This window comes from Pseudomonas sp. SK (assembly GCF_012975065.1).
GTDB classification, from domain to species: Bacteria; Pseudomonadota; Gammaproteobacteria; order Pseudomonadales; family Pseudomonadaceae; genus Aquipseudomonas; species Aquipseudomonas anuradhapurensis.
This window is the reverse complement of record NZ_CP051857.1, coordinates 165,642-182,679: the sequence shown is the minus strand read 5'-3', so window position 1 is coordinate 182,679 and position 17,038 is coordinate 165,642. Positions and strand designations below refer to the sequence as shown.

Sequence of the window (17,038 nt, the reverse complement as noted above, 5' to 3'; positions counted from 1 at the left end):
ACACTGCCGTTCATTCCATGAAATCGTTGTTCGGGGTTTTCCCTGCATTTCTCTCGACCAGCGCCCTGCGGCGCCCGCCACAACCCTGCTATCATCCGCGCCACTTCTTTCGTTCACGCCTGCAATGAGTGAATCCATGAGCACCGACAAGACCAATCAGTCCTGGGGCGGCCGCTTCAGTGAGCCCGTCGACGCCTTCGTCGCCCGTTTCACCGCCTCGGTCGATTTCGACAAGCGCCTGTACCGCCACGACATCATGGGTTCGATCGCCCACGCCACCATGCTGGCGCAGGTCGGCGTGCTCAGCGATGCCGAGCGTGACACCATCATCGATGGCCTGAAGACCATCCAGGGTGAGATCGAGGCCGGCACCTTCGACTGGCGCGTCGACCTTGAAGACGTGCACATGAACATCGAGGCACGCCTGACCGACCGCATCGGCATCACCGGCAAGAAGCTGCACACCGGCCGTAGCCGCAACGACCAGGTGGCCACCGACATCCGCCTGTGGCTGCGTGACGAGATCGACCTGATCCTGGCCGAGATCACCCGCCTGCAGCAGGGCCTGCTGGAACAGGCCGAGCGTGAAGCCGAAACCATCATGCCCGGGTTCACCCACCTGCAGACGGCGCAACCGGTTACCTTCGGCCACCACCTGCTGGCCTGGTTCGAAATGCTCAGCCGCGACTACGAGCGCCTGGTCGACTGCCGCAAGCGTGCCAACCGCATGCCGTTGGGCAGCGCCGCCCTAGCCGGTACCACCTACCCGATCGACCGTGAACTGACCTGCAAGCTGCTGGGCTTCGAAGCCGTGGCCGGCAACTCGCTGGACGGCGTGTCGGACCGTGACTTCGCCATCGAATTCTGCGCAGCAGCCAGCGTGGCGATGATGCACCTGTCGCGCTTCTCCGAAGAGCTGGTGCTGTGGACCAGTGCGCAGTTCCAGTTCATCGACCTGCCAGACCGCTTCTGCACTGGCAGCTCGATCATGCCGCAGAAAAAGAACCCCGACGTGCCAGAACTGGTACGTGGCAAGAGCGGCCGTGTATTCGGCGCCCTGACCGGCCTGCTGACCCTGATGAAAGGCCAGCCGCTGGCCTACAACAAGGACAATCAGGAAGACAAGGAGCCGCTGTTCGACGCCGCCGATACCTTGCGCGACTCGCTGCGTGCTTTTGCCGACATGATTCCGGCAATCAAGCCCAAGCACGCCATCATGCGTGAAGCGGCCCTGCGCGGCTTCTCCACCGCCACCGACCTGGCCGACTACCTGGTACGCCGTGGCCTGCCGTTCCGTGACTGCCACGAGATCGTCGGGCATGCGGTGAAATATGGTGTGGACACCGGCAAGGACCTGGCCGAGATGAGCCTGGATGAACTGCGCCAGTTCAGCGACCAGATCGAGCAGGACGTGTTTGCCGTGCTGACCCTGGAAGGCTCGGTGAATGCCCGCAACCACATTGGCGGCACCGCACCGGCGCAGGTGCGTGCGGCAGTGGCCCGCGGCAAGGCGCTGCTGGCTTCGCGTTAAGCCCTGGACTTGGGGCCGCTGTGCGGCCCATCGCGACACAAGGCCGCTGCTACAGGGGTTCGTGTACCCTCTGCAGGCGCGGCCTTGTGTCGCTACGGGCGGTGAAGCAGCTTCTGGCTTCTAGCGCTTGCCGCTACGAATCATCTCCATGAAGGCCGGCATCGCCGCCGCCTTGTCCGCCACGATCCGCGCCATGTGCGGGTTGTCGCCCATCAGCCCGAGCAACGCCTTGGCCTGGGGGAAATCTTCCAGGAAGTCGATGTTCAGCACCTTCTTGCCCACAGCACAGGCCAGGTCGACCGAGAAGCAGAACATCAGGTCGGCCAGCGTCAGTTGCTCACCCGCTACATAGGGTGCGAAGCGGCCGTTGCGCTTGAGCGTGGCAAACCCGGCCAGCAGGTCGGCACGGGCTTTTTCCTTGACCAGCGGCTCCACCGACATGCCAAAGAACGATTCGGCGTAGCAGGTACGCGCCGGCAGCTCGATGTACAGCTCGATTTCCTTGAGCAGCTCGCGCACCTTGGCCTGCGCGAACGGGTCGGCCGGCAGCAGCGCCTTGCCGCCCTGGGTTTGCTCGATATAGTCGAGGATCACGCTGGTTTCGCTGAGGAAGCCATGTTCGGTCTGCAACACCGGCACCTTGCCTCGTGGGCTCACTTCCAGCGCCTGCGGCGCCTGGCCGCCATAGAAGGTGACCTCCTCGAAGGGCAGGCCTTTTTCCAGCAGGGCCAGCTTGACCATGTTGTAGTAGTTGCTGACCGCGAATCCGTGAAGCTTGAGCATGAGGTAACAGCCTCCAGGCCGTAAGGGGTTGGCCTGGCTTTTATAGACCGATCGCCAGCCCCTTGACCAGTGTCATGCGCCCCGTCAATGCCCGGGCATTGCCGTCGCAGGCGTGGCACACTGTGCATCCCATCACAGGAGTACCGCCATGAGCGATCCCACCGACATCGACAATGACGACGACGAAGCCTTCGCCGAGGCGACGCTGACCCAGGCCATCGAAAACCAGATCGAAAGCGGCGAGCCGCCTGCGGCCAAGGCCACCTTCAACAAGCTGACCCTGGTCGGCTATGCGCGCGAAGACATTCTCAACCTGATGGCCCATGTGCTGGCCTTCGAGATCGACAACATGCTGGTGGAAGACCGCGCGTTCGACAGCGAGTGGTATGAAAGCGCGCTGCGGGCGCTGCCGGAGTTGCCGCCTGAGATGGATCAAGGCGACGACGAATAACCCGTCTACACTCCAGGATCAGGCACCGCCACTGGTGCCGCCATCCTTGTCTGGAAGTCAGGAGTCGCCATGTCCTTCACCCCCGATCTGATCGCTGAACTGGAAGTGCTCGCGCTGTTCAAACACGACAGCAGCCAGGAAGGCATCAAGATTCACAAGAATGCCTCGCCTGCCCTGGTTGCCGCCGCGCAACGCCTGCATGAAAAGGGGCTGACCGATCAACCTGATGGCGGCTACCTGACCAGCCTGGGTCATGACGCCGTCGAAAGTGTCCAGCTGTTGCAGAACATCCTCAAGGCGCCACAGCCGGCCTGACAGATTGCAGCAATGCCTGTAGGAGCGGCCTTGTGTCGCGATCGGGCCGCAAGGCGGCCCCGGCAATGAGTGCAGCGTGGCTGAAATCCGGGGGCCGCCTGGCGGCCCGATCGCGACACAAGGCCGCTCCTACAAGCGGTCCGTATATGCCTTTAGTGTGCTACTGCCCGGCGCTTTTCCGCCAGGCGTGAGCGCCCGTACAGGAACACGATGGCCAGCAAGGCCACAGCCTGCGCCGACAGCGAGTAGGCATCGGCGTGGATCCCCAGCCAATCGAACTCGAAGAACGCCACTGGCCGTGTACCGAGCACCCCGGCCTCTTGCAGCGCCTTCACGCCATGCCCGGCGAATACCACCGACAAGGCGCACAGCAACCCGGCGTTGATACTGAAGAACAGCGACAACGGCAGTTTGGCCGAGCCCCGCAGGATCACCCAGGCCAACCCCACCAGCAACACCAGCGCCGTGGCACCACCCGCCAGCACCGCCTGGTGCCCGCCTGGGCCTGCCTGCAGCCACAGGGTCTCGTAGAACAGGATCACTTCGAACAGTTCGCGGTACACTGAGAAGAACGCCAGCACGGCGAAGCCGAAACGCCCGCCGCCACTGACCAGGCTGCTCTTGATGTAGTCCTGCCAGGCGGCGGCGTGGCGGCGATCGTGCATCCACACACCAAGCCACAGTACCATCACCGCGGCGAACAGCGCCGTACAGCCTTCCAGCAGCTCACGCTGGGCGCCACCCACGTCGATCACATAGGCCGCCAAGGCCCAGGTGGCGAAGCCGGCCACCAGCGCCAGGCCCCAGCCCATGTTGACGCTGCGCACCGCCGACTGCTGGCCGGTGTTGCGCAGGAAGGCCAGGATCGCCGCCAGTACCAGGATCGCCTCGAGGCCTTCGCGCAGCAGGATCAGCAAACCGGAAACAAAGCTCAACGACCAGCTCAAGCCGTTGCTGCCCAGCAGCTTGGCTGCTTGCTCGAGCTTGGCCTTGGCTTCGCCCAGGCGTTGCTCGGCCTGGGCGACGGGCAAGCCGTCCTGCAGTGACTGGCGGTAGGCCATCAGGGATTTTTCGGTGTCCTTGCGCGCCAGGGTGTCGATGTTGTCCAGTGAGCTTTCCACCAGCTCGAAGCCTTCCAGGTAGGCCGCCACCGACAGGTCATAGGCCTGGTCATGGTCGCCTGCACGGTAGGCAGCCAGGCTCTTGTCCAGGGTACTGGCGGTGTATTCGAGCAATTGCGCCGGGCCACGCTTGACCTGGGGTGGCTGCGCGCGCTGGGCGCGGAACGCCTCGACGACGGCATCGCCCTCTTTGGCGGCGACTTCGGCCGGGGTCTGGCGGGCCAGGTCGGCAATGTTCCAGGTCTTGTCGCCTTTGCCGGCTTCCGGCTTGGCGGTGAAGCTGGCGATATAGGCGGCCACGTCCCAGCGCTGGCGATCATCCAGCTGGTCGGCGAAGGACGGCATCTCGGTGCCGTCGATACCCAGGGCCAAGGTGTTGTAGAGGTCGAACAAGCTCAACTGGTCGAGGCGCGCGACATCGCGCAGGTTGGCGGGTGCCGGCTCCAGGCCCACGCCAGCCGGGCCGTCGCCGGCACCGGTGTCGCCGTGGCAGATCGAGCAGTTTTGCGCATACAGCGCCGCGCCACGGGCCGGGTCCGGGGTGATCACCGGGGCCTGGCTGACCTCGTAGGCCACTGCCAGGCGCGCGCCCAGCTGGCGGGCCTGTCGGGCAACGGCTGCGCCTTCCTGGCGCTGGTCGATGGCCTGGCGCAGCGCCTGCACGCCCTGTTCCAGAGCCGCTTGCTCAGCATGCGCAGGCAAGCCTTTGACCAGGTCGGCCAACACCGCGCTGAATTCCTGCTGCTCGCGGTATTCGCCATTGTCGATCACCTTGCCGTCGTGCACGGTCGGTGGGTAGTCGGCGCCAATGTAGTCGAGCAAGTGCAGCGCCTTGGTAGCCTCAGCGGGGGCTTCGGCCAGCGCCAGGGTACTGCACAGCGCCAGCACCGGGCCGAGCACCAAAGCAGGCAGCCAGGCAAGCAGACGGGAACGGGTATTCATGGCCAGTCTCGAGGGGAATGCGAAAGAGAACATTGTTCACTTCCACTTTGCTTCTCTCAAGGGTGCTGGGCGGATTTCATGAAAAATCTTGCTACAAATCAGGCGAAGTGAGGGAAAGGTATGAGGGCTGGGCAATGCCGGTGCCTGGCGGGAGATTGGGTGGGGGCTGACAGGTGCCTGCCTTGGCATTTTCAGCGCCTGTGAAACCGAGCGCCGCCCGCGCGGCGCATCGCGGATAAATCCGCTCCTACATCTGTTTCGGGCCAGTTATTCCTGCACCATTGGCGCGCGCACCCTTGGTGCATGGCAGGAGATAGGTGGAGCGACAGTGGCGATGCCTTCGATTACGAATGGAACAAACAAGGCGGACAGCGGTGACCTTACAGGAGGGGTTGGCCCGAGATAAATCCGTTCCCACCTCTGTTTCGGGCCAGTTATTCCTGCACCATTGGCGCGCGCACCCTTGGTGCATGGCAGGAGATAGGTAGCGGCAGCGGCGATACCTTCGATTACGAATGGAACAAACAAGGCGGACAGCGGTGATCTCGCAGGAGGCACTGGCCCGAAACAAACGTAGGAGCGGATTTATCCGCGATGCGCCGCGCGGGCGGCGCTCGGTTTCACAGGCGCTGAATATGCCAAGGCAGGCACCTGTCAGCCCTCCCCCAATCTCCCGTCAAACACTCCGCAACTTCACTGCTTCCCAGCCTCCTTCCACCCCCCACCCAACGCCAGGAACACACCAATCTGCCCCAACGCCACCTGGCTATTGGCCGCCGCCAACTGCGAGCGCATGTCGGTATAAGTCCGCGTTGCCTGCAAGTCCGCCAGGAACGATTCACGCCCCGCCTGGTAATAGCGGTGGGTCTGGTCGGCCGCGTCCTTGGCCGACTGCTCCGCCTCGGCCAGCGCATCGCGCCGGTCAAGCAAGGCACTGTACTGCGCCAGGCGAGTCTGGGTTTCGCGGATGGCGTTCAGCACCACCCCATCGAAGTTAGCCAAGGCCGCCTGGGTCGAGGCTTCGGCCATGCGAATGCGGGCGCGGGTGCCATTGGTGGGGATGCTCCAGCTGACCTGCGGGCCAAAACCCCAGCGGTTGGTCGAGGGCTCGCCAAGGTTCTCGAGGATACCGATGGTGCCGACCTGGGCGCCGATGCTGATATCCGGGTACAACGCGCCGGTGGCGACACCGATGTTGGCAGTGGCCGCAGCCAACTGGCGTTCGGCCTGGCGTACGTCGGGGCGGCGCTTGAGCAGGGCTGCGCCATCGCCGACGGGCAGCAACTGGCTCAGGTGCGGCAGTTCGGCACAATCGGCAGTGCCGGCAGACAGTTGCTCCACCGGCTTGGCCAACAACGCCGCCAGGGTGTACAGGCCGGCCTCGCGCTCGGCCTTGAAGCGTGGCAGCTCCGCGCGCAAGGACTTGAACTGGGTCTGCGAGCGGGTGACCTGGGTCTCATCGCCACGGCCGGCATCACGCAAGCGCTGGGTGAGCTTGACGCTTTGTTCCTGCAGGTCGAGCGACTCGCGGGCGATATGGTATTCCTCGTTGGCCGAGCAAACCTGGGTATAGGCCTTGACCACGTCTGCCACCAAGGTGATGCGGGCGGTATCGGCAGCGGCCTGCACTGCATCGGCATTGGCCTTGGCGGCCTCGGTGCCGCGCTTGAAGGTACCCCACAGGTCGAACTGGTACGAGGCGCTGATGATCGCCTCACCGATATTCGCCACCGGTACTTTCTCGGGCAGCAGAAAGGCTTCGCCAGACTCCTGCAGGCGCTGGGCACCCAGTTTGACGCCGCCGTTGAAGCCGCCTTGCGACTCGGCCACTTCGACCTGTGCGCGGGCCTTGGCAATGTTGGCAGCGGCCACGCGCAGTTCGCTGTTGGCACTCAGGGCCTGGCGCACCAGCTCGTTCAACCGCGGGTCCTGATACAACTGCCACCAGTCCTCAGGCACCGGCGCCGACACTACGCTGTCAGCATCCTGGCGCAACGGGCCATTGAGGTCGCTGCGCTGCACCGCGGCATCCTTCGGTACCTGGTAGTCGGGGCCAACCATCATGCACGCCCCCAGCGACAGGCACAGGCCAGCCAGCATCAGCTGTTTCATGGCCGCTGGCCCTCGATGATCGACACCGTGGCGGTTCGCCCGGCGATCATGCGGAAGTCCTCTGGTACCTCGTCGAAGGCGATGCGTACCGGAATACGCTGGGCCAGGCGCACCCAGCTGAAGGCTGGGTTGACGTTGGGCAGCAGGTTGGCCCCGCTGCTGCGGTCGCGGTCTTCGATACCGGCAGCAAAGCTTTGCACATGGCCGCTCAGGCGGGTGTTGTCGCCCATGACCCGGATATCCACGGCATCGCCAATGTGAATGCCGCCCAGCTTGGTTTCTTCGAAGTAACCGTCGACGTGGTACGAGGCGCTATCGACCACCGACAGCACCGGCCGGCCAGCAGTGACAAATTCATGGTTACGCGGCGCACGGTCGTTGAGGTAGCCGTCCACCGGGCTGCGCACCACCGAACGGTCGAGGTTGAGCTGGGCGCTATCGACCGCCACTTGCGCCTCACTGACCGCCGAGCGGGCACGGGCTTCGCGAGACTGGCTCTCTTCCAGTTGCTCGGCCGCCACCAGGTTGCCCAGCTTGCGGTTGCGCTGCGCTTCGCGGGTAGCCTGGGCCAGGGTTTCCTGGCGCTCGGCCAGGGTCGCCTTGGCCTGGCGCAGGGCCAGGGTGAAGCGGTCCTGATCGATGGTGAACAGCACATCGCCGCGCTTGACGGTCTGGTTGTCGCGCACCTCGACCTTCTGGATCAGCCCGGAAACATCCGGGGCGATCTGGATCACGTCGGCGCGGATGTGGCCGTCGCGGGTCCACGGGGCGAACATGTAGTACACCACCATCTGCCACACGAGCACGGCGGCGAAGGTCACTACCAGCAAGGTCAGGACCACACGGCCCAGGGTCAGCAAAGGTTTTTTCATGGCAGCATCAGGTTTCGGCAAAAGTGGTCCACCGCGCCAAGCAGCACGGCATACAAGGCAACGTTGAACAATGCCCGGTGCCAGACCAGGCGGTAGAAATGCACGCGCACCAGCACCGCGTGCACCCCGAGGAACAGCAGGTAGGTGCCAAACATCATCACCAGCAGCGTGGGCAGGAATACCCCGCTGATATCCAGTTCACCAATCACAGGGGCGCTCCGTCGAGTCCGGGGGGCAATTGCGGTTGTTCGGCGGGTTCGAGCATCACCTCGACACCCGGCAACAGCGCCAGGCGCAGGCCGCTCAAGGCATGCAGCAGGTGGGTGCGGGCATCGCCGCGCTCGTACAGTTCATCGAGGTTCAGCGCCAGGCGCGCGCGCTCCATGTTGCGCAGCAGCGCGGCGGGCGCATGCAGGCGTTCACCAGCGCGCAGGCAAGCGGCGTAATGCGCGCCGACTTCCTCGATCACGGTGCCCAGGCGCTCACGGGCCTGCTGGCCGGCACGCGGCATGTAGGCCAGCAAGTCCAGCAGGTTAAGCCCTACGCGCAGGTCACGCAGCGCCACGCCGCTATCCTGGCCAGTCTGCGACAGGCGCGGCAGGTGCTGCATCAGGCGGTCGAGCATCTGCACACCCACGTGGCGGTGTTCGGCAAGGGTGGCCGGCTCGGTCATCTCGACGATGTCGCGCCAGGCGAAGCGGGTCATGCGCTTGGCCGCCAGCTCCACGCCGAACGGGCGCATCACCAGGGTCCAGATGAAGGCGAACAGCAAGCCGACGGGGCCGGCCAGGTTGGAGTTGAGGAAGGTGAAGAAATCCGCGTCGTAGGCACCCTGGATGCTGATGAAGGTCGAGGTGTTGACGATGGTCAGCAAGGTGCCGAGGTAGAAGCGCGGTTGCACGGTCAGGGTGCCGACGCAGATGAACGGCACGGCAAAGGCCAGCACCAGCATGGGGAAGTCGTGCAGGTTTGGCAGCACCAGGAACAGGTACAGGCTGGAGAAGATCACCGACATCAGCGTCCAGAAGAAGAACCTGTAGATCTGCGGCGCCGGGTCGTCCATGGCGGCGAAAAAGCTGCACGATACGGCAGCGAGAATCACCGCGCTGGCCCCGTCGTTCCAGCCCAGGCCGATCCACAGGCCGCAGGCGACAACGATGGCCAGCACGGTCGAGGCTACCGAATACAGCATCAACCCGCGATCGAAGAATGCTGTCAGGCGGCCCAGCCGCCAGTGGCGGTACACCGCGCGCCAGGGTTTGGCATCGTCGCTGCGCAAGGCGTGCTGCAGGCTGCAGCAGTCCTGCCAGAGGTCAGCCCATTCCGTCAGGCGATACAGGGCGTTGGACAGCAGCAGCTCGGCACGTTGGTCGAGGGCTGCGGCGCCGGGCTGCAGGCGCTCGATCTGCTCGTGCAGGGCGGCCCAGCGGGCGGGCGAAGCGCTGTCGGCGGTGCCCTTGAGCCATTCGCGGGCGGCCTCCAGCAGCGGTCGCATCTGGGCGAATTTCTCCGGAGCACGGCCTTCGAGGGCGACCAGGGCGTCGTCGAGGGCGTCGATCACCGGCAGCAGGTGGATCATGCGCCCGCGCAATTCGCGAGCATTCTTCAGGGTGTGCGGGCCGGCACCTTCATGGCCGAGCTGGCCGATCATCAGTTCCAGCGAGTTGAAGGTGGTGACCATCGTGCCGCGCAGGCCACCCACCTGGTCGGCGCTGGCTTGGCGGGCGAGGTAGGTATCGCTGTAACGGATCGCCTCGCTGAACCAGGTAGTGGTGGCACCGACCACCACTGGCGCCAGCCGACGCGGCCAGAAGATGGCCCCGACCACTGCCGCGCAAACGATACCCAGGCAGATTTCCTGGGCACGGGAAGACGCCACGTCGAACACTGCCAATGGGTTGTCGACCACCGCCAGGGCGATCATCGGCAAGGTGTAGCCCGCCAGCATCAGCACATAGTTGTTGGCGGTGCGCAGATTAAGCGAAAGGAACAGCAAGGTGCCGGTCCACAAGGCGATGGCGATACTCAGCAGCAATGGCGACTGTACCAGCGGCGGCACCAGGAAGATCGCGCCACCGGCACCAAGCAGCGTGCCCAGGGCACGGTACAGGGCCTTGGAGCTGGTCGGGCCGAGGAAGGGGCTGGAGACGATGTACACCGTGGCCATGGCCCAATAGGGGCGCGGCAGCTGCATGAGCAAGGCGATGTACAAGGCGATCATGGAGGCGGCGAAGGTACGCACGCCATAGAACCAGTCGCGCGCCGGTGGCACCGAGCTGAAGAAACCGTTCATGCGGCCTCGCCTGTGCTGCCCAGGCCAGCCGCTTCGAAGGCACGCAACACGCGCAAGGCGGCTTCCAGGTCAGCTTGGTCGATATGCTGCAGCACCTCACGGCGCAGGCGCACCAGTTCGGCTTCGATGGACTCGGCCAGGGCGCGGCCTTCGGCGGTCAGGCTCAGGGCCTTTGCACGGCGGTCCAGCGGGTCTTCGCTGCGGCACACCAGGCCTGCCTTGCACAGCTGGTCGAGCAGGCGCACCAACGACGGGCTTTCCAGGCCCGCAGCCTGGGCCACGGCAACCTGGTGCACGCCGTCGCCCAGGCGCACGATCATCAACAAGGGCGTGGCGCAGGCCTCGGAGATGCCATAACCGGTCAGGGCGGTATGGCAGATGCGCCGCCAATGCCGGGCGGCAACCACCATGCCGCTGCTGACTTGCAGGCGCAGGAGATCAAGGGACATTGAAAAAACCAAGGATATTCATAGTTTGCTAACTATCAATATACGCTTGGCCCTCCCCCTGTCGTCAACCAGCGGTGACGGATAGCCTGGGTGAAATGTTGTTCATGCTTTTTTTTCAGTACCGGCCTGAGCAGAACGACTCAGGGCTGAATCTGGTCTTCGAGCTTCATGGTCAAGGCCAATGTGCTGCCCATCTGTACCGCCCGGTCGCGCCACTCCTGGTACCGCACCTCGTCACGGCTGCTGAAGTGCACTGCCAGCTCCTCGGCAGCCTGCACCACGCCCGCCGCTGCCGCCAGCTCCAGCCAGTACAGCGCCGCCTTGATATCGGCTTCCACGTACAGCCCGTGCATCAACCGGTATCCCACCTCGAAACGGCAACGTGCCTCGCCCCGCTCGGCCCCCCGCAGGAACCACTGGTAGGCCTGCACCAGGTCGACCTGCCACAGCAGCTCGCCGTCGCACACCTCTTCCTCGTACAGGTCGCCCAACGCGGCGGCGGCGTGCAGCAGGCCGCGCTCGAAGGCCTGGCGATAGCACTCCGCCGCCTGCACATAGGAGGGTTCGATGCCTTTGCCGAAATAATGCTGCTGGCCAAGGTTGAACCAGGCCGCAGCACTGCCCTGCAGGGCGGCCATGCGCAACAGGTGGCCGGCCAGCACGGTATCGGCACGCCAGTACTTGCCGTTGAGCCAGATCCAGCCGAGGTCATTGAGCGCCGCCACGTTGCCTTGCAGCGCCTGGCGGCGCAGGTCGGCATATACCGCCTGCACGTCGCTGGCCTCGTCCAGGCGGCTGATCAGTAGCGAGCGCTGGCTGGGCAGCCCTACTCCGGCAAACAACCGCTGTCGCCTCCCGACAGCAATCGGTGGGGCGATGACCCGCTCGGGCAGGAGACGGGCAAGCAGCGAATGGATATTGCTGGCAGCAGACATGTTCATCCTCATTGAACGACGCACAACCCCAACCTTCGGCTGTGATGAGGCGTGATTCTGCGTGACGACACGTCAAAACCTGTCGCGAACGAATCGGCACCTGGCAACCAAATGCGACTTCCTTGATCTGAGCAGGCTGTGGCCAATTGCCATGCCCCACGCCTGCCGCCATCCTATTGCGGCAAGCCTAGACAAGGACGTTACCTTTTGCCGTTCGCCACTACCCGCGCCACCCTCAGCCGTCAGTGGGCGCTGCTGCGCCAGCTGCCCAGCCGCTCTCCAGGCATCACCAGCGCCGAGCTGGTCTGGCGCCTGCGTGACGTGGGCTTCACTGTCAGCAAACGTACTGTCGAACGCGACCTCAATGAGCTGTCGCTGATATTCCCGCTGGAGCGCAATGACAAGAGCATCCCGTTTGGCTGGCACTGGTCGGCGAGCGCCGTGGGCGAATTGCGCGGCAATTTCGATCTGCTGACGCACCTGCGCGGCGATGCGTTGCAACCGGCACGGGGTGAGGGGGTCGAGTTGGTGGCACGCATCAGCGATGCACTGGCGCGGCAATTGCGCGATGCGCCGCTGAGTAGCGACATGCAACTGACGGCGCTGGAACACGGGCACCGGTTGCGGGCCACGGTGAGTGATGGCTGGCCGCTGCGCTGGTGGCTGTTGAGCCATGGCGATGGGGTGGTGGTCGAGCAGCCTACCGGCTTGCGGGAGGAGATTGGCAGGATACTCAGCAATGCGGCTGCGCAGTACCAGAATTCATAGCCTGTACCGGCCTCTCGCGGCTGAACCCGCGAAGGGCCGGTACAGGCTTGCCGTTAGCGCTGCATCCCCCACCGCCGCACGGTCAGCCGCTCCAGGGTATTGAACACCAGCCCTTCCACCAGCAGGCCAATCAGGATCACCACCGCCAACCCGGCGAATACCTTGTCGGTGTAAAGCTCGTTGCGGTTCTGGAAGATGTACCAGCCCAGCCCACCTTTGCCGCTGCTGGCACCGAACACCAGCTCGGCGGCGATCAAGGTGCGCCAGGCAAATGCCCAGCCGATCTTCAACCCCGACAGGATCGACGGCAGCGCTGCCGGCACCAGGATGTGCAGCACCAGCCGCAGTCCTTTCAGGCCATAGTTGCGACCAGCCATGCGCAGCGTCTCCGACACGCCGAGGAAGCCGGCATAGGTATTGAGCGCCAACGCCCATAGCACCGAGTGCACCAGCACGAAGATCAGGCTGTTGTCACCCAACCCGAACCAGAGCAAGGCCAATGGCAGCAGGGCAATTGCCGGCAGCGGGTTGAACATCGAGGTCAATGTGCCCAGCAGGTCACGTCCCAACTGGGTCGACACCGCCAGGCTGGTCAGGCCAAAGGCCAGGACGATGCCCAGCACATAACCCTTGAGCAAAATCACCAGCGAGACGCCGACCTTGGCTGGCAGTTCACCGCTGAACAGGCCGTCCCACAAGGCGACGGCGGTTTGCACAAAGCTCGGCAGCAACAGGTCGTTGGCCTGGTAGCGGGCCACGGCCTCCCAGAGCACGGCGATCACCAGCAGGATGACCGCCTTGCGCAACCAGCCTTGCTGCCACAGGCGCTGCAGCAACGGCAGTTGACGTTCCACGGGCACACTGAGCAGGGGCTGCAGTTGCACCTCGTATTCCTGGCGTACAGGTGTAGTGGTCATGGCTGAAGCTCCTGTCAGTAGGCGATGCGGATATCGTTGAAGCCAAGCTCTCCGGCTGGTTCCGGCGCGTCCGCCTCGTCAAACAGCAAACGGTGGATGCGCCGGGCACTGGCCTGGAAGTCGCTGCCGCCCAAGCTGCCCAGGTCGTACTGGTGGCTGTGCACTTCGGCCCGTACCCGCCCCGGGTGTGGCGACAACAGCAGGATGCGGTTGCCGACCACCAGCGCTTCTTCGATGGAGTGGGTGACGAACAGCAAGGTGAAGCGCACCTCCTCCCACAACAGCAACAGTTCTTCCTGCATCTTGCGTCGGGTCAGCGCATCGAGTGCGGCAAACGGCTCATCCATCAGCAGGATCTTCGGCTGCGTGGCCAAGGCCCGGGCAATGGCCACGCGGGCCTTCATGCCGCCCGACAGGGTGTGCGGGTAGGCATCGGCGAAGGCCGCCAGGCCGACCTTGTCCAGATAATGCAGCGCCCGCTCCTCGGCCTCCGCGCGCTTGAGTTGGCCCGATACCAGCAGCGGGAACATGACGTTCTGCTTCACCGTCTTCCAGGGCGGCAACTGGTCGAACTCCTGGAACACCACGATGCGGTCGGGGCCCGGGCCATTGACCGCCCGGCCCTGCAACAGCACCTGCCCTTCCTGGGGCGAAATGAAGCCAGCCACCGCCTTGAGCAGGGTGGACTTGCCACAACCAGAGGGGCCGAGCAGCACGAACCGATCGGCACGGTCGACTTCGAAGCTGACCTGGTGGGTGGCCCGCACCACGCGTTGCGCGGTACGGTATTCGAGGCTGAGGTTGTCCACCTTGAGCAAAGGCGGCGTGGCGACACGGCTCAGGTTGCTGGCCGTGTGGCCTGGCAAAGGGGCGGTCATGATCGGTCAGCTCCCCTGCAGCGGGCGTTCATCTTGGAAGAAATAGTCCTTCCACGATTCCGGCTTGTGCTTGATGGCGCCCACCCGATAGAGGAAGTCGGCCAGCTTGTAGGTGTTTTTGGGCGTGATGGTGAATTCGTACTGCGGGTTGTCGATCAGCTTGATCAGCGTGTCGCGGTCGATCTTGGCCTTGGTCACGCGGATATAGGTGTCGGCAGCCGCTGCCTTGTCGTTCTGGGCGAAGTCGGCAGCCTCGGCCAGCGCATCGACGAAGGCCTTGTAGGTCTTGGGGTTGTCCTTGCGGAATTTCTCGGTGGCAAACAGCAGGGTCGGCGAGTTGGGGCCGAGCAGGTCGTAGCTGTTGAGCACCACGTGCACGGCCTTGTTGGCCAGCACCTGGTCCTGGAACGGCGGGTTGGAGAAATGCCCGTTCAACTCGGTGCCGCCGGCCAGCAGCGCGGCAGTGGCATCCGGGTGCGGCACGGCCAGGGTGTACTTGTCGAGGCGGTCGTATTGCTTGTCACCCCATTGCTGGGCAGCAGCGTACTGCAGGAAGCGCGACTGCACCGAAACGCCTACCGCCGGCACGGCGATGCGGTCCTTGTCGGAGATGTCGGCGATGGTCTTGACGTTGGGGTTGCTGCTGACCAGGTAATACGGGAAGTTGCCCAGCGAGGCCACAGCCTTGACGTTCTGCCGGCCGAGGGTACGGTCCCATACCGTCAGCAGCGGGCCGACGCCGGCGCCGGCGATATCCACCGAGCCGGACAGCAAGGCGTCATTGATGGCCGAACCACCGGACAGCTGGGCCCAGTCGACTTCGATGTCGATGCCCTGCGCCTTGCCGTGTTTTTCAATCAGGTGCTGGTCCCGCACGACGTTGAGCAGCAGGTAGACAATACCGAACTGTTCGGCGATGCGGATCTTGCCTTCTGCCTGTGCCGCAGCAGGGGCGGCCAGGCTGCCGACGACCAGGCTCGCGCCCAGGCCGATGCTTGCCGCCAGGCGGCTGATGGATTTGCGCATGTTGGGTTCCTCGGTCGTCAAAACGGGGCATCGCCCTGGATAGTGGTGCGATACAGCTTGCGGCGCAGGTGTGCGGGGCAGCCGGTGGCCAGGTGGATCAGCGAGCGGTTGTCCCAGAACACCAGGTCATGGGGCTGCCACTGGTGGCGGTAGATGTTCTGTTCGAGCACGCTCAGGGCATACAGCTGTTGCAGCACGTCGTGGCTTTCGTCCTCCGGCAGGCCGACGATACGGGTGGTGAAGCCTTCACTGACGAACAGCGCCTTGCGGCCGTTTTCCGGGTGGGTACGGACGACCGGGTGGATGACTTCCTGAACCTGCGCCAGCTGCTCTGCGGTCAGGGTCGGGCGCCAGTTGCCTTCGAACCTGGTCTCGGCATAACGGGCGGTGTAGGAGTGCGCGGCACTGCGCCCCTCGACCACCTTGCGCAAGGCTTCGGGAACGGCGTCCCAGGCTTTGTGCATGTCGGCGAACAGGGTATCGCCGCCCTCGCTGGGCAGCTCCTGGGCATGCAGCATGGAGCCGAGGCTTGGCAGTTCCTTGTACGACAGGTCCGAATGCCAGAATTTGCCGGCATCTCCCAGGCCAATGTTGCGGCCATCCTCGATGATGTTGGAAACGATCAGAATCTCGGGGTGGCCGGCGAGCAGAAACTGCTTGAGCACATGGATCTGCAACTCGCCGAAGCGGCGGCTGAAGGCGATCTGCTGATCGGGGCTGATGCGCTGGTCGCGGAACACCAGCACATGGTGGTCGAGGTGGGCACGGTGGATACGGGCGAAATCTTCGGCGTTGACCGGTTGAGCCAGGTCCAGGCCGATGACCTCGGCGCCTGTGGCAGCGGAGAACGGGCGGATTTCGAAGCGTTGCGGCTGGGCGCTGTCGATGATCGACAAGGCGTTCGAGGCGGCTGACATTTTTAACTCCCACGCAGTGCGCGACATCAATGGCGCGCAACGATCAGAAACGCACGGGGATTTCCCGTGTGGGTTCAAGTCGTGCGGCGCGCCGATTGGTCGACGGGTACGCAGTGGAAGCGACTATAAAGGCATAAAACCTATAATTTAAATATCTTTAACGAATAACCATAGCACTGGCGTTTGCCTATTCCCCGATCAGATCAGGCCGCCCTGCTCTTCTTCTTCGATAAGGTTGTTCAGGCTGCTGAGCGCCTTGCGCGCCGTGGAGCGATTAAGCAGCTTGGCCTGCGCTCCGGGAGGCAGGTCGGTGATCTTGAAGACCCCCTTGGCAGTCAGCACGTCGATCAGGTCCTCGAGCACCCGGATCATGTCGAGGTCGCTTTGCTTGAGCTGGTTGAGGCTGTTTTCCACAATGTCGTCGGCGAACCAGGCCTGGATATCGGCATGGTCGGCAGGGAGCATTTCTGTGAACTCGTCGAAAGCGGCTGCCTCTACCCGCCGCAACTGGCCGGCAGCATCGCGTTGCACATAGAACATGGCGTCCCTCGTCACATTGGTTCCTTGTTGGTAGGCAGCAGCATAGGCAAAGATTGCCGGGCACGCAGGCATGGCGCCAGAGTATGCGCTGTCGCAGGGGTCGCGGGAAAGGTCTGCAAGGGCAGCCCTGTGTCGCGAAAAGGCCGCAAGGCGGCCCCAGCGATTTCAGCATCGTTGCCGAAACCCCG

At 64.0% G+C, this 17,038-nt stretch carries 17 protein-coding genes; 4 read left to right on the top strand and 13 right to left on the bottom strand.

Annotation, left to right across the window (positions count from 1 at the left end; all coding sequences use genetic code 11):
- The first annotated feature begins 136 nt into the window (after nucleotides 1–136).
- Nucleotides 137–1,531, top strand: coding sequence for an argininosuccinate lyase (argH, locus tag HG549_RS00795; protein ID WP_025337274.1), 1,395 nt, complete (start codon nucleotides 137–139; stop codon nucleotides 1,529–1,531).
- Nucleotides 1,532–1,651: 120 nt separating this feature from the next.
- Here argH and HG549_RS00790 read toward each other — a convergent pair whose 3' ends face one another.
- Complete coding sequence (locus HG549_RS00790) at nucleotides 1,652–2,314, bottom strand: glutathione S-transferase (protein WP_170027742.1); 663 nt, start codon at nucleotides 2,312–2,314, stop codon at nucleotides 1,652–1,654.
- Between the two features lie 148 nt (nucleotides 2,315–2,462).
- Here HG549_RS00790 and HG549_RS00785 point away from each other — a divergent pair, with 148 nt between their 5' ends.
- Nucleotides 2,463–2,765: a hypothetical protein gene (locus HG549_RS00785; RefSeq protein ID WP_170027741.1), complete on the top strand. Its 303-nt coding sequence runs from the start codon at nucleotides 2,463–2,465 to the stop codon at nucleotides 2,763–2,765.
- A gap of 69 nt (nucleotides 2,766–2,834) precedes the next feature.
- Entirely contained in the window at nucleotides 2,835–3,080 is a 246-nt protein-coding gene (locus tag HG549_RS00780) for a TIGR02647 family protein (RefSeq protein WP_170027740.1), read from the top strand.
- 152 nt (nucleotides 3,081–3,232) lie between these two features.
- Here HG549_RS00780 and HG549_RS00775 read toward each other — a convergent pair whose 3' ends face one another.
- The 7 genes from HG549_RS00775 to HG549_RS00745 form a co-directional block, all read right to left on the bottom strand.
- Nucleotides 3,233–5,176: an FTR1 family protein gene (locus HG549_RS00775; RefSeq protein WP_170027739.1), complete on the bottom strand. Its 1,944-nt coding sequence runs from the start codon at nucleotides 5,174–5,176 to the stop codon at nucleotides 3,233–3,235.
- 660 nt (nucleotides 5,177–5,836) lie between these two features.
- The gene (locus HG549_RS00770; protein WP_170027738.1) at nucleotides 5,837–7,255 is read right to left on the bottom strand and encodes an efflux transporter outer membrane subunit; all 1,419 of its coding nucleotides are present in this window, start codon (nucleotides 7,253–7,255) and stop codon (nucleotides 5,837–5,839) included.
- Entirely contained in the window at nucleotides 7,252–8,127 is an 876-nt protein-coding gene (locus HG549_RS00765; RefSeq protein WP_170027737.1) for an HlyD family secretion protein, read from the bottom strand. Before HG549_RS00765 ends, HG549_RS00770 begins: the two co-directional genes overlap by 4 nt.
- Complete coding sequence (locus HG549_RS00760; protein WP_114169105.1) at nucleotides 8,124–8,336, bottom strand: DUF1656 domain-containing protein; 213 nt, start codon at nucleotides 8,334–8,336, stop codon at nucleotides 8,124–8,126. Before HG549_RS00760 ends, HG549_RS00765 begins: the two co-directional genes overlap by 4 nt.
- Nucleotides 8,333–10,420 (bottom strand): FUSC family protein, encoded by a 2,088-nt coding sequence (locus HG549_RS00755; protein WP_170027736.1) that lies wholly within the window; start codon nucleotides 10,418–10,420, stop codon nucleotides 8,333–8,335. The genes HG549_RS00760 and HG549_RS00755 overlap by 4 nt, the downstream gene beginning before the upstream one ends.
- Nucleotides 10,417–10,869, bottom strand: coding sequence for a MarR family winged helix-turn-helix transcriptional regulator (locus HG549_RS00750; protein ID WP_170027735.1), 453 nt, complete (start codon nucleotides 10,867–10,869; stop codon nucleotides 10,417–10,419). Before HG549_RS00750 ends, HG549_RS00755 begins: the two co-directional genes overlap by 4 nt.
- A 140-nt stretch (nucleotides 10,870–11,009) precedes the next feature.
- Nucleotides 11,010–11,804 carry a tetratricopeptide repeat protein gene (locus HG549_RS00745; RefSeq protein ID WP_170027734.1) on the bottom strand — a complete coding sequence of 265 codons (795 nt, stop codon included), beginning with the start codon at nucleotides 11,802–11,804 and terminating at the stop codon, nucleotides 11,010–11,012.
- A 207-nt stretch (nucleotides 11,805–12,011) separates the two neighbouring features.
- On the opposite strand from HG549_RS00745, the gene HG549_RS00740 reads away from it, so the two are divergent.
- On the top strand, nucleotides 12,012–12,572 hold the full coding sequence (locus tag HG549_RS00740) for a WYL domain-containing protein (protein ID WP_170027733.1): 561 nt from the start codon (nucleotides 12,012–12,014) through the stop codon (nucleotides 12,570–12,572).
- A gap of 53 nt (nucleotides 12,573–12,625) precedes the next feature.
- Here the strand turns inward: HG549_RS00740 and HG549_RS00735 are convergent, their stop codons facing one another.
- From HG549_RS00735 to HG549_RS00715, 5 genes are all read right to left on the bottom strand, one after another.
- Nucleotides 12,626–13,489, bottom strand: a complete 864-nt coding sequence (locus HG549_RS00735; protein ID WP_170027732.1) for an ABC transporter permease — start codon at nucleotides 13,487–13,489, stop codon at nucleotides 12,626–12,628.
- Between the two features lie 14 nt (nucleotides 13,490–13,503).
- On the bottom strand, nucleotides 13,504–14,367 hold the full coding sequence (locus HG549_RS00730; RefSeq protein WP_170027731.1) for an ABC transporter ATP-binding protein: 864 nt from the start codon (nucleotides 14,365–14,367) through the stop codon (nucleotides 13,504–13,506).
- A gap of 6 nt (nucleotides 14,368–14,373) precedes the next feature.
- Nucleotides 14,374–15,393 (bottom strand): ABC transporter substrate-binding protein, encoded by a 1,020-nt coding sequence (locus HG549_RS00725; RefSeq protein ID WP_170027730.1) that lies wholly within the window; start codon nucleotides 15,391–15,393, stop codon nucleotides 14,374–14,376.
- Nucleotides 15,394–15,410: 17 nt separating this feature from the next.
- Nucleotides 15,411–16,310 carry a TauD/TfdA family dioxygenase gene (locus HG549_RS00720; RefSeq protein WP_170027729.1) on the bottom strand — a complete coding sequence of 300 codons (900 nt, stop codon included), beginning with the start codon at nucleotides 16,308–16,310 and terminating at the stop codon, nucleotides 15,411–15,413.
- A 198-nt stretch (nucleotides 16,311–16,508) separates the two neighbouring features.
- Nucleotides 16,509–16,850 (bottom strand): tryptophan synthase subunit beta, encoded by a 342-nt coding sequence (locus HG549_RS00715; protein ID WP_170027728.1) that lies wholly within the window; start codon nucleotides 16,848–16,850, stop codon nucleotides 16,509–16,511.
- Between the last annotated feature and the right edge of the window lie 188 nt (nucleotides 16,851–17,038).

Coding starts and splice junctions, on each gene's coding strand:
- HG549_RS00775 (WP_170027739.1), bottom strand. CDS start 5,176: ATGTTCTCTTTCGCATTCCCCTCGAGACTGGCCATGAATACCCGTTCC.
- HG549_RS00780 (WP_170027740.1), top strand. CDS start 2,835: ATGTCCTTCACCCCCGATCTGATCGCTGAACTGGAAGTGCTCGCGCTG.
- HG549_RS00755 (WP_170027736.1), bottom strand. CDS start 10,420: ATGAACGGTTTCTTCAGCTCGGTGCCACCGGCGCGCGACTGGTTCTAT.
- HG549_RS00745 (WP_170027734.1), bottom strand. CDS start 11,804: ATGTCTGCTGCCAGCAATATCCATTCGCTGCTTGCCCGTCTCCTGCCC.
- HG549_RS00730 (WP_170027731.1), bottom strand. CDS start 14,367: ATGACCGCCCCTTTGCCAGGCCACACGGCCAGCAACCTGAGCCGTGTC.
- argH (WP_025337274.1), top strand. CDS start 137: ATGAGCACCGACAAGACCAATCAGTCCTGGGGCGGCCGCTTCAGTGAG.
- HG549_RS00725 (WP_170027730.1), bottom strand. CDS start 15,393: ATGCGCAAATCCATCAGCCGCCTGGCGGCAAGCATCGGCCTGGGCGCG.
- HG549_RS00770 (WP_170027738.1), bottom strand. CDS start 7,255: ATGAAACAGCTGATGCTGGCTGGCCTGTGCCTGTCGCTGGGGGCGTGC.
- HG549_RS00750 (WP_170027735.1), bottom strand. CDS start 10,869: ATGTCCCTTGATCTCCTGCGCCTGCAAGTCAGCAGCGGCATGGTGGTT.
- HG549_RS00720 (WP_170027729.1), bottom strand. CDS start 16,310: ATGTCAGCCGCCTCGAACGCCTTGTCGATCATCGACAGCGCCCAGCCG.
- HG549_RS00735 (WP_170027732.1), bottom strand. CDS start 13,489: ATGACCACTACACCTGTACGCCAGGAATACGAGGTGCAACTGCAGCCC.
- HG549_RS00765 (WP_170027737.1), bottom strand. CDS start 8,127: ATGAAAAAACCTTTGCTGACCCTGGGCCGTGTGGTCCTGACCTTGCTG.
- HG549_RS00790 (WP_170027742.1), bottom strand. CDS start 2,314: ATGCTCAAGCTTCACGGATTCGCGGTCAGCAACTACTACAACATGGTC.
- HG549_RS00785 (WP_170027741.1), top strand. CDS start 2,463: ATGAGCGATCCCACCGACATCGACAATGACGACGACGAAGCCTTCGCC.
- HG549_RS00715 (WP_170027728.1), bottom strand. CDS start 16,850: ATGTTCTATGTGCAACGCGATGCTGCCGGCCAGTTGCGGCGGGTAGAG.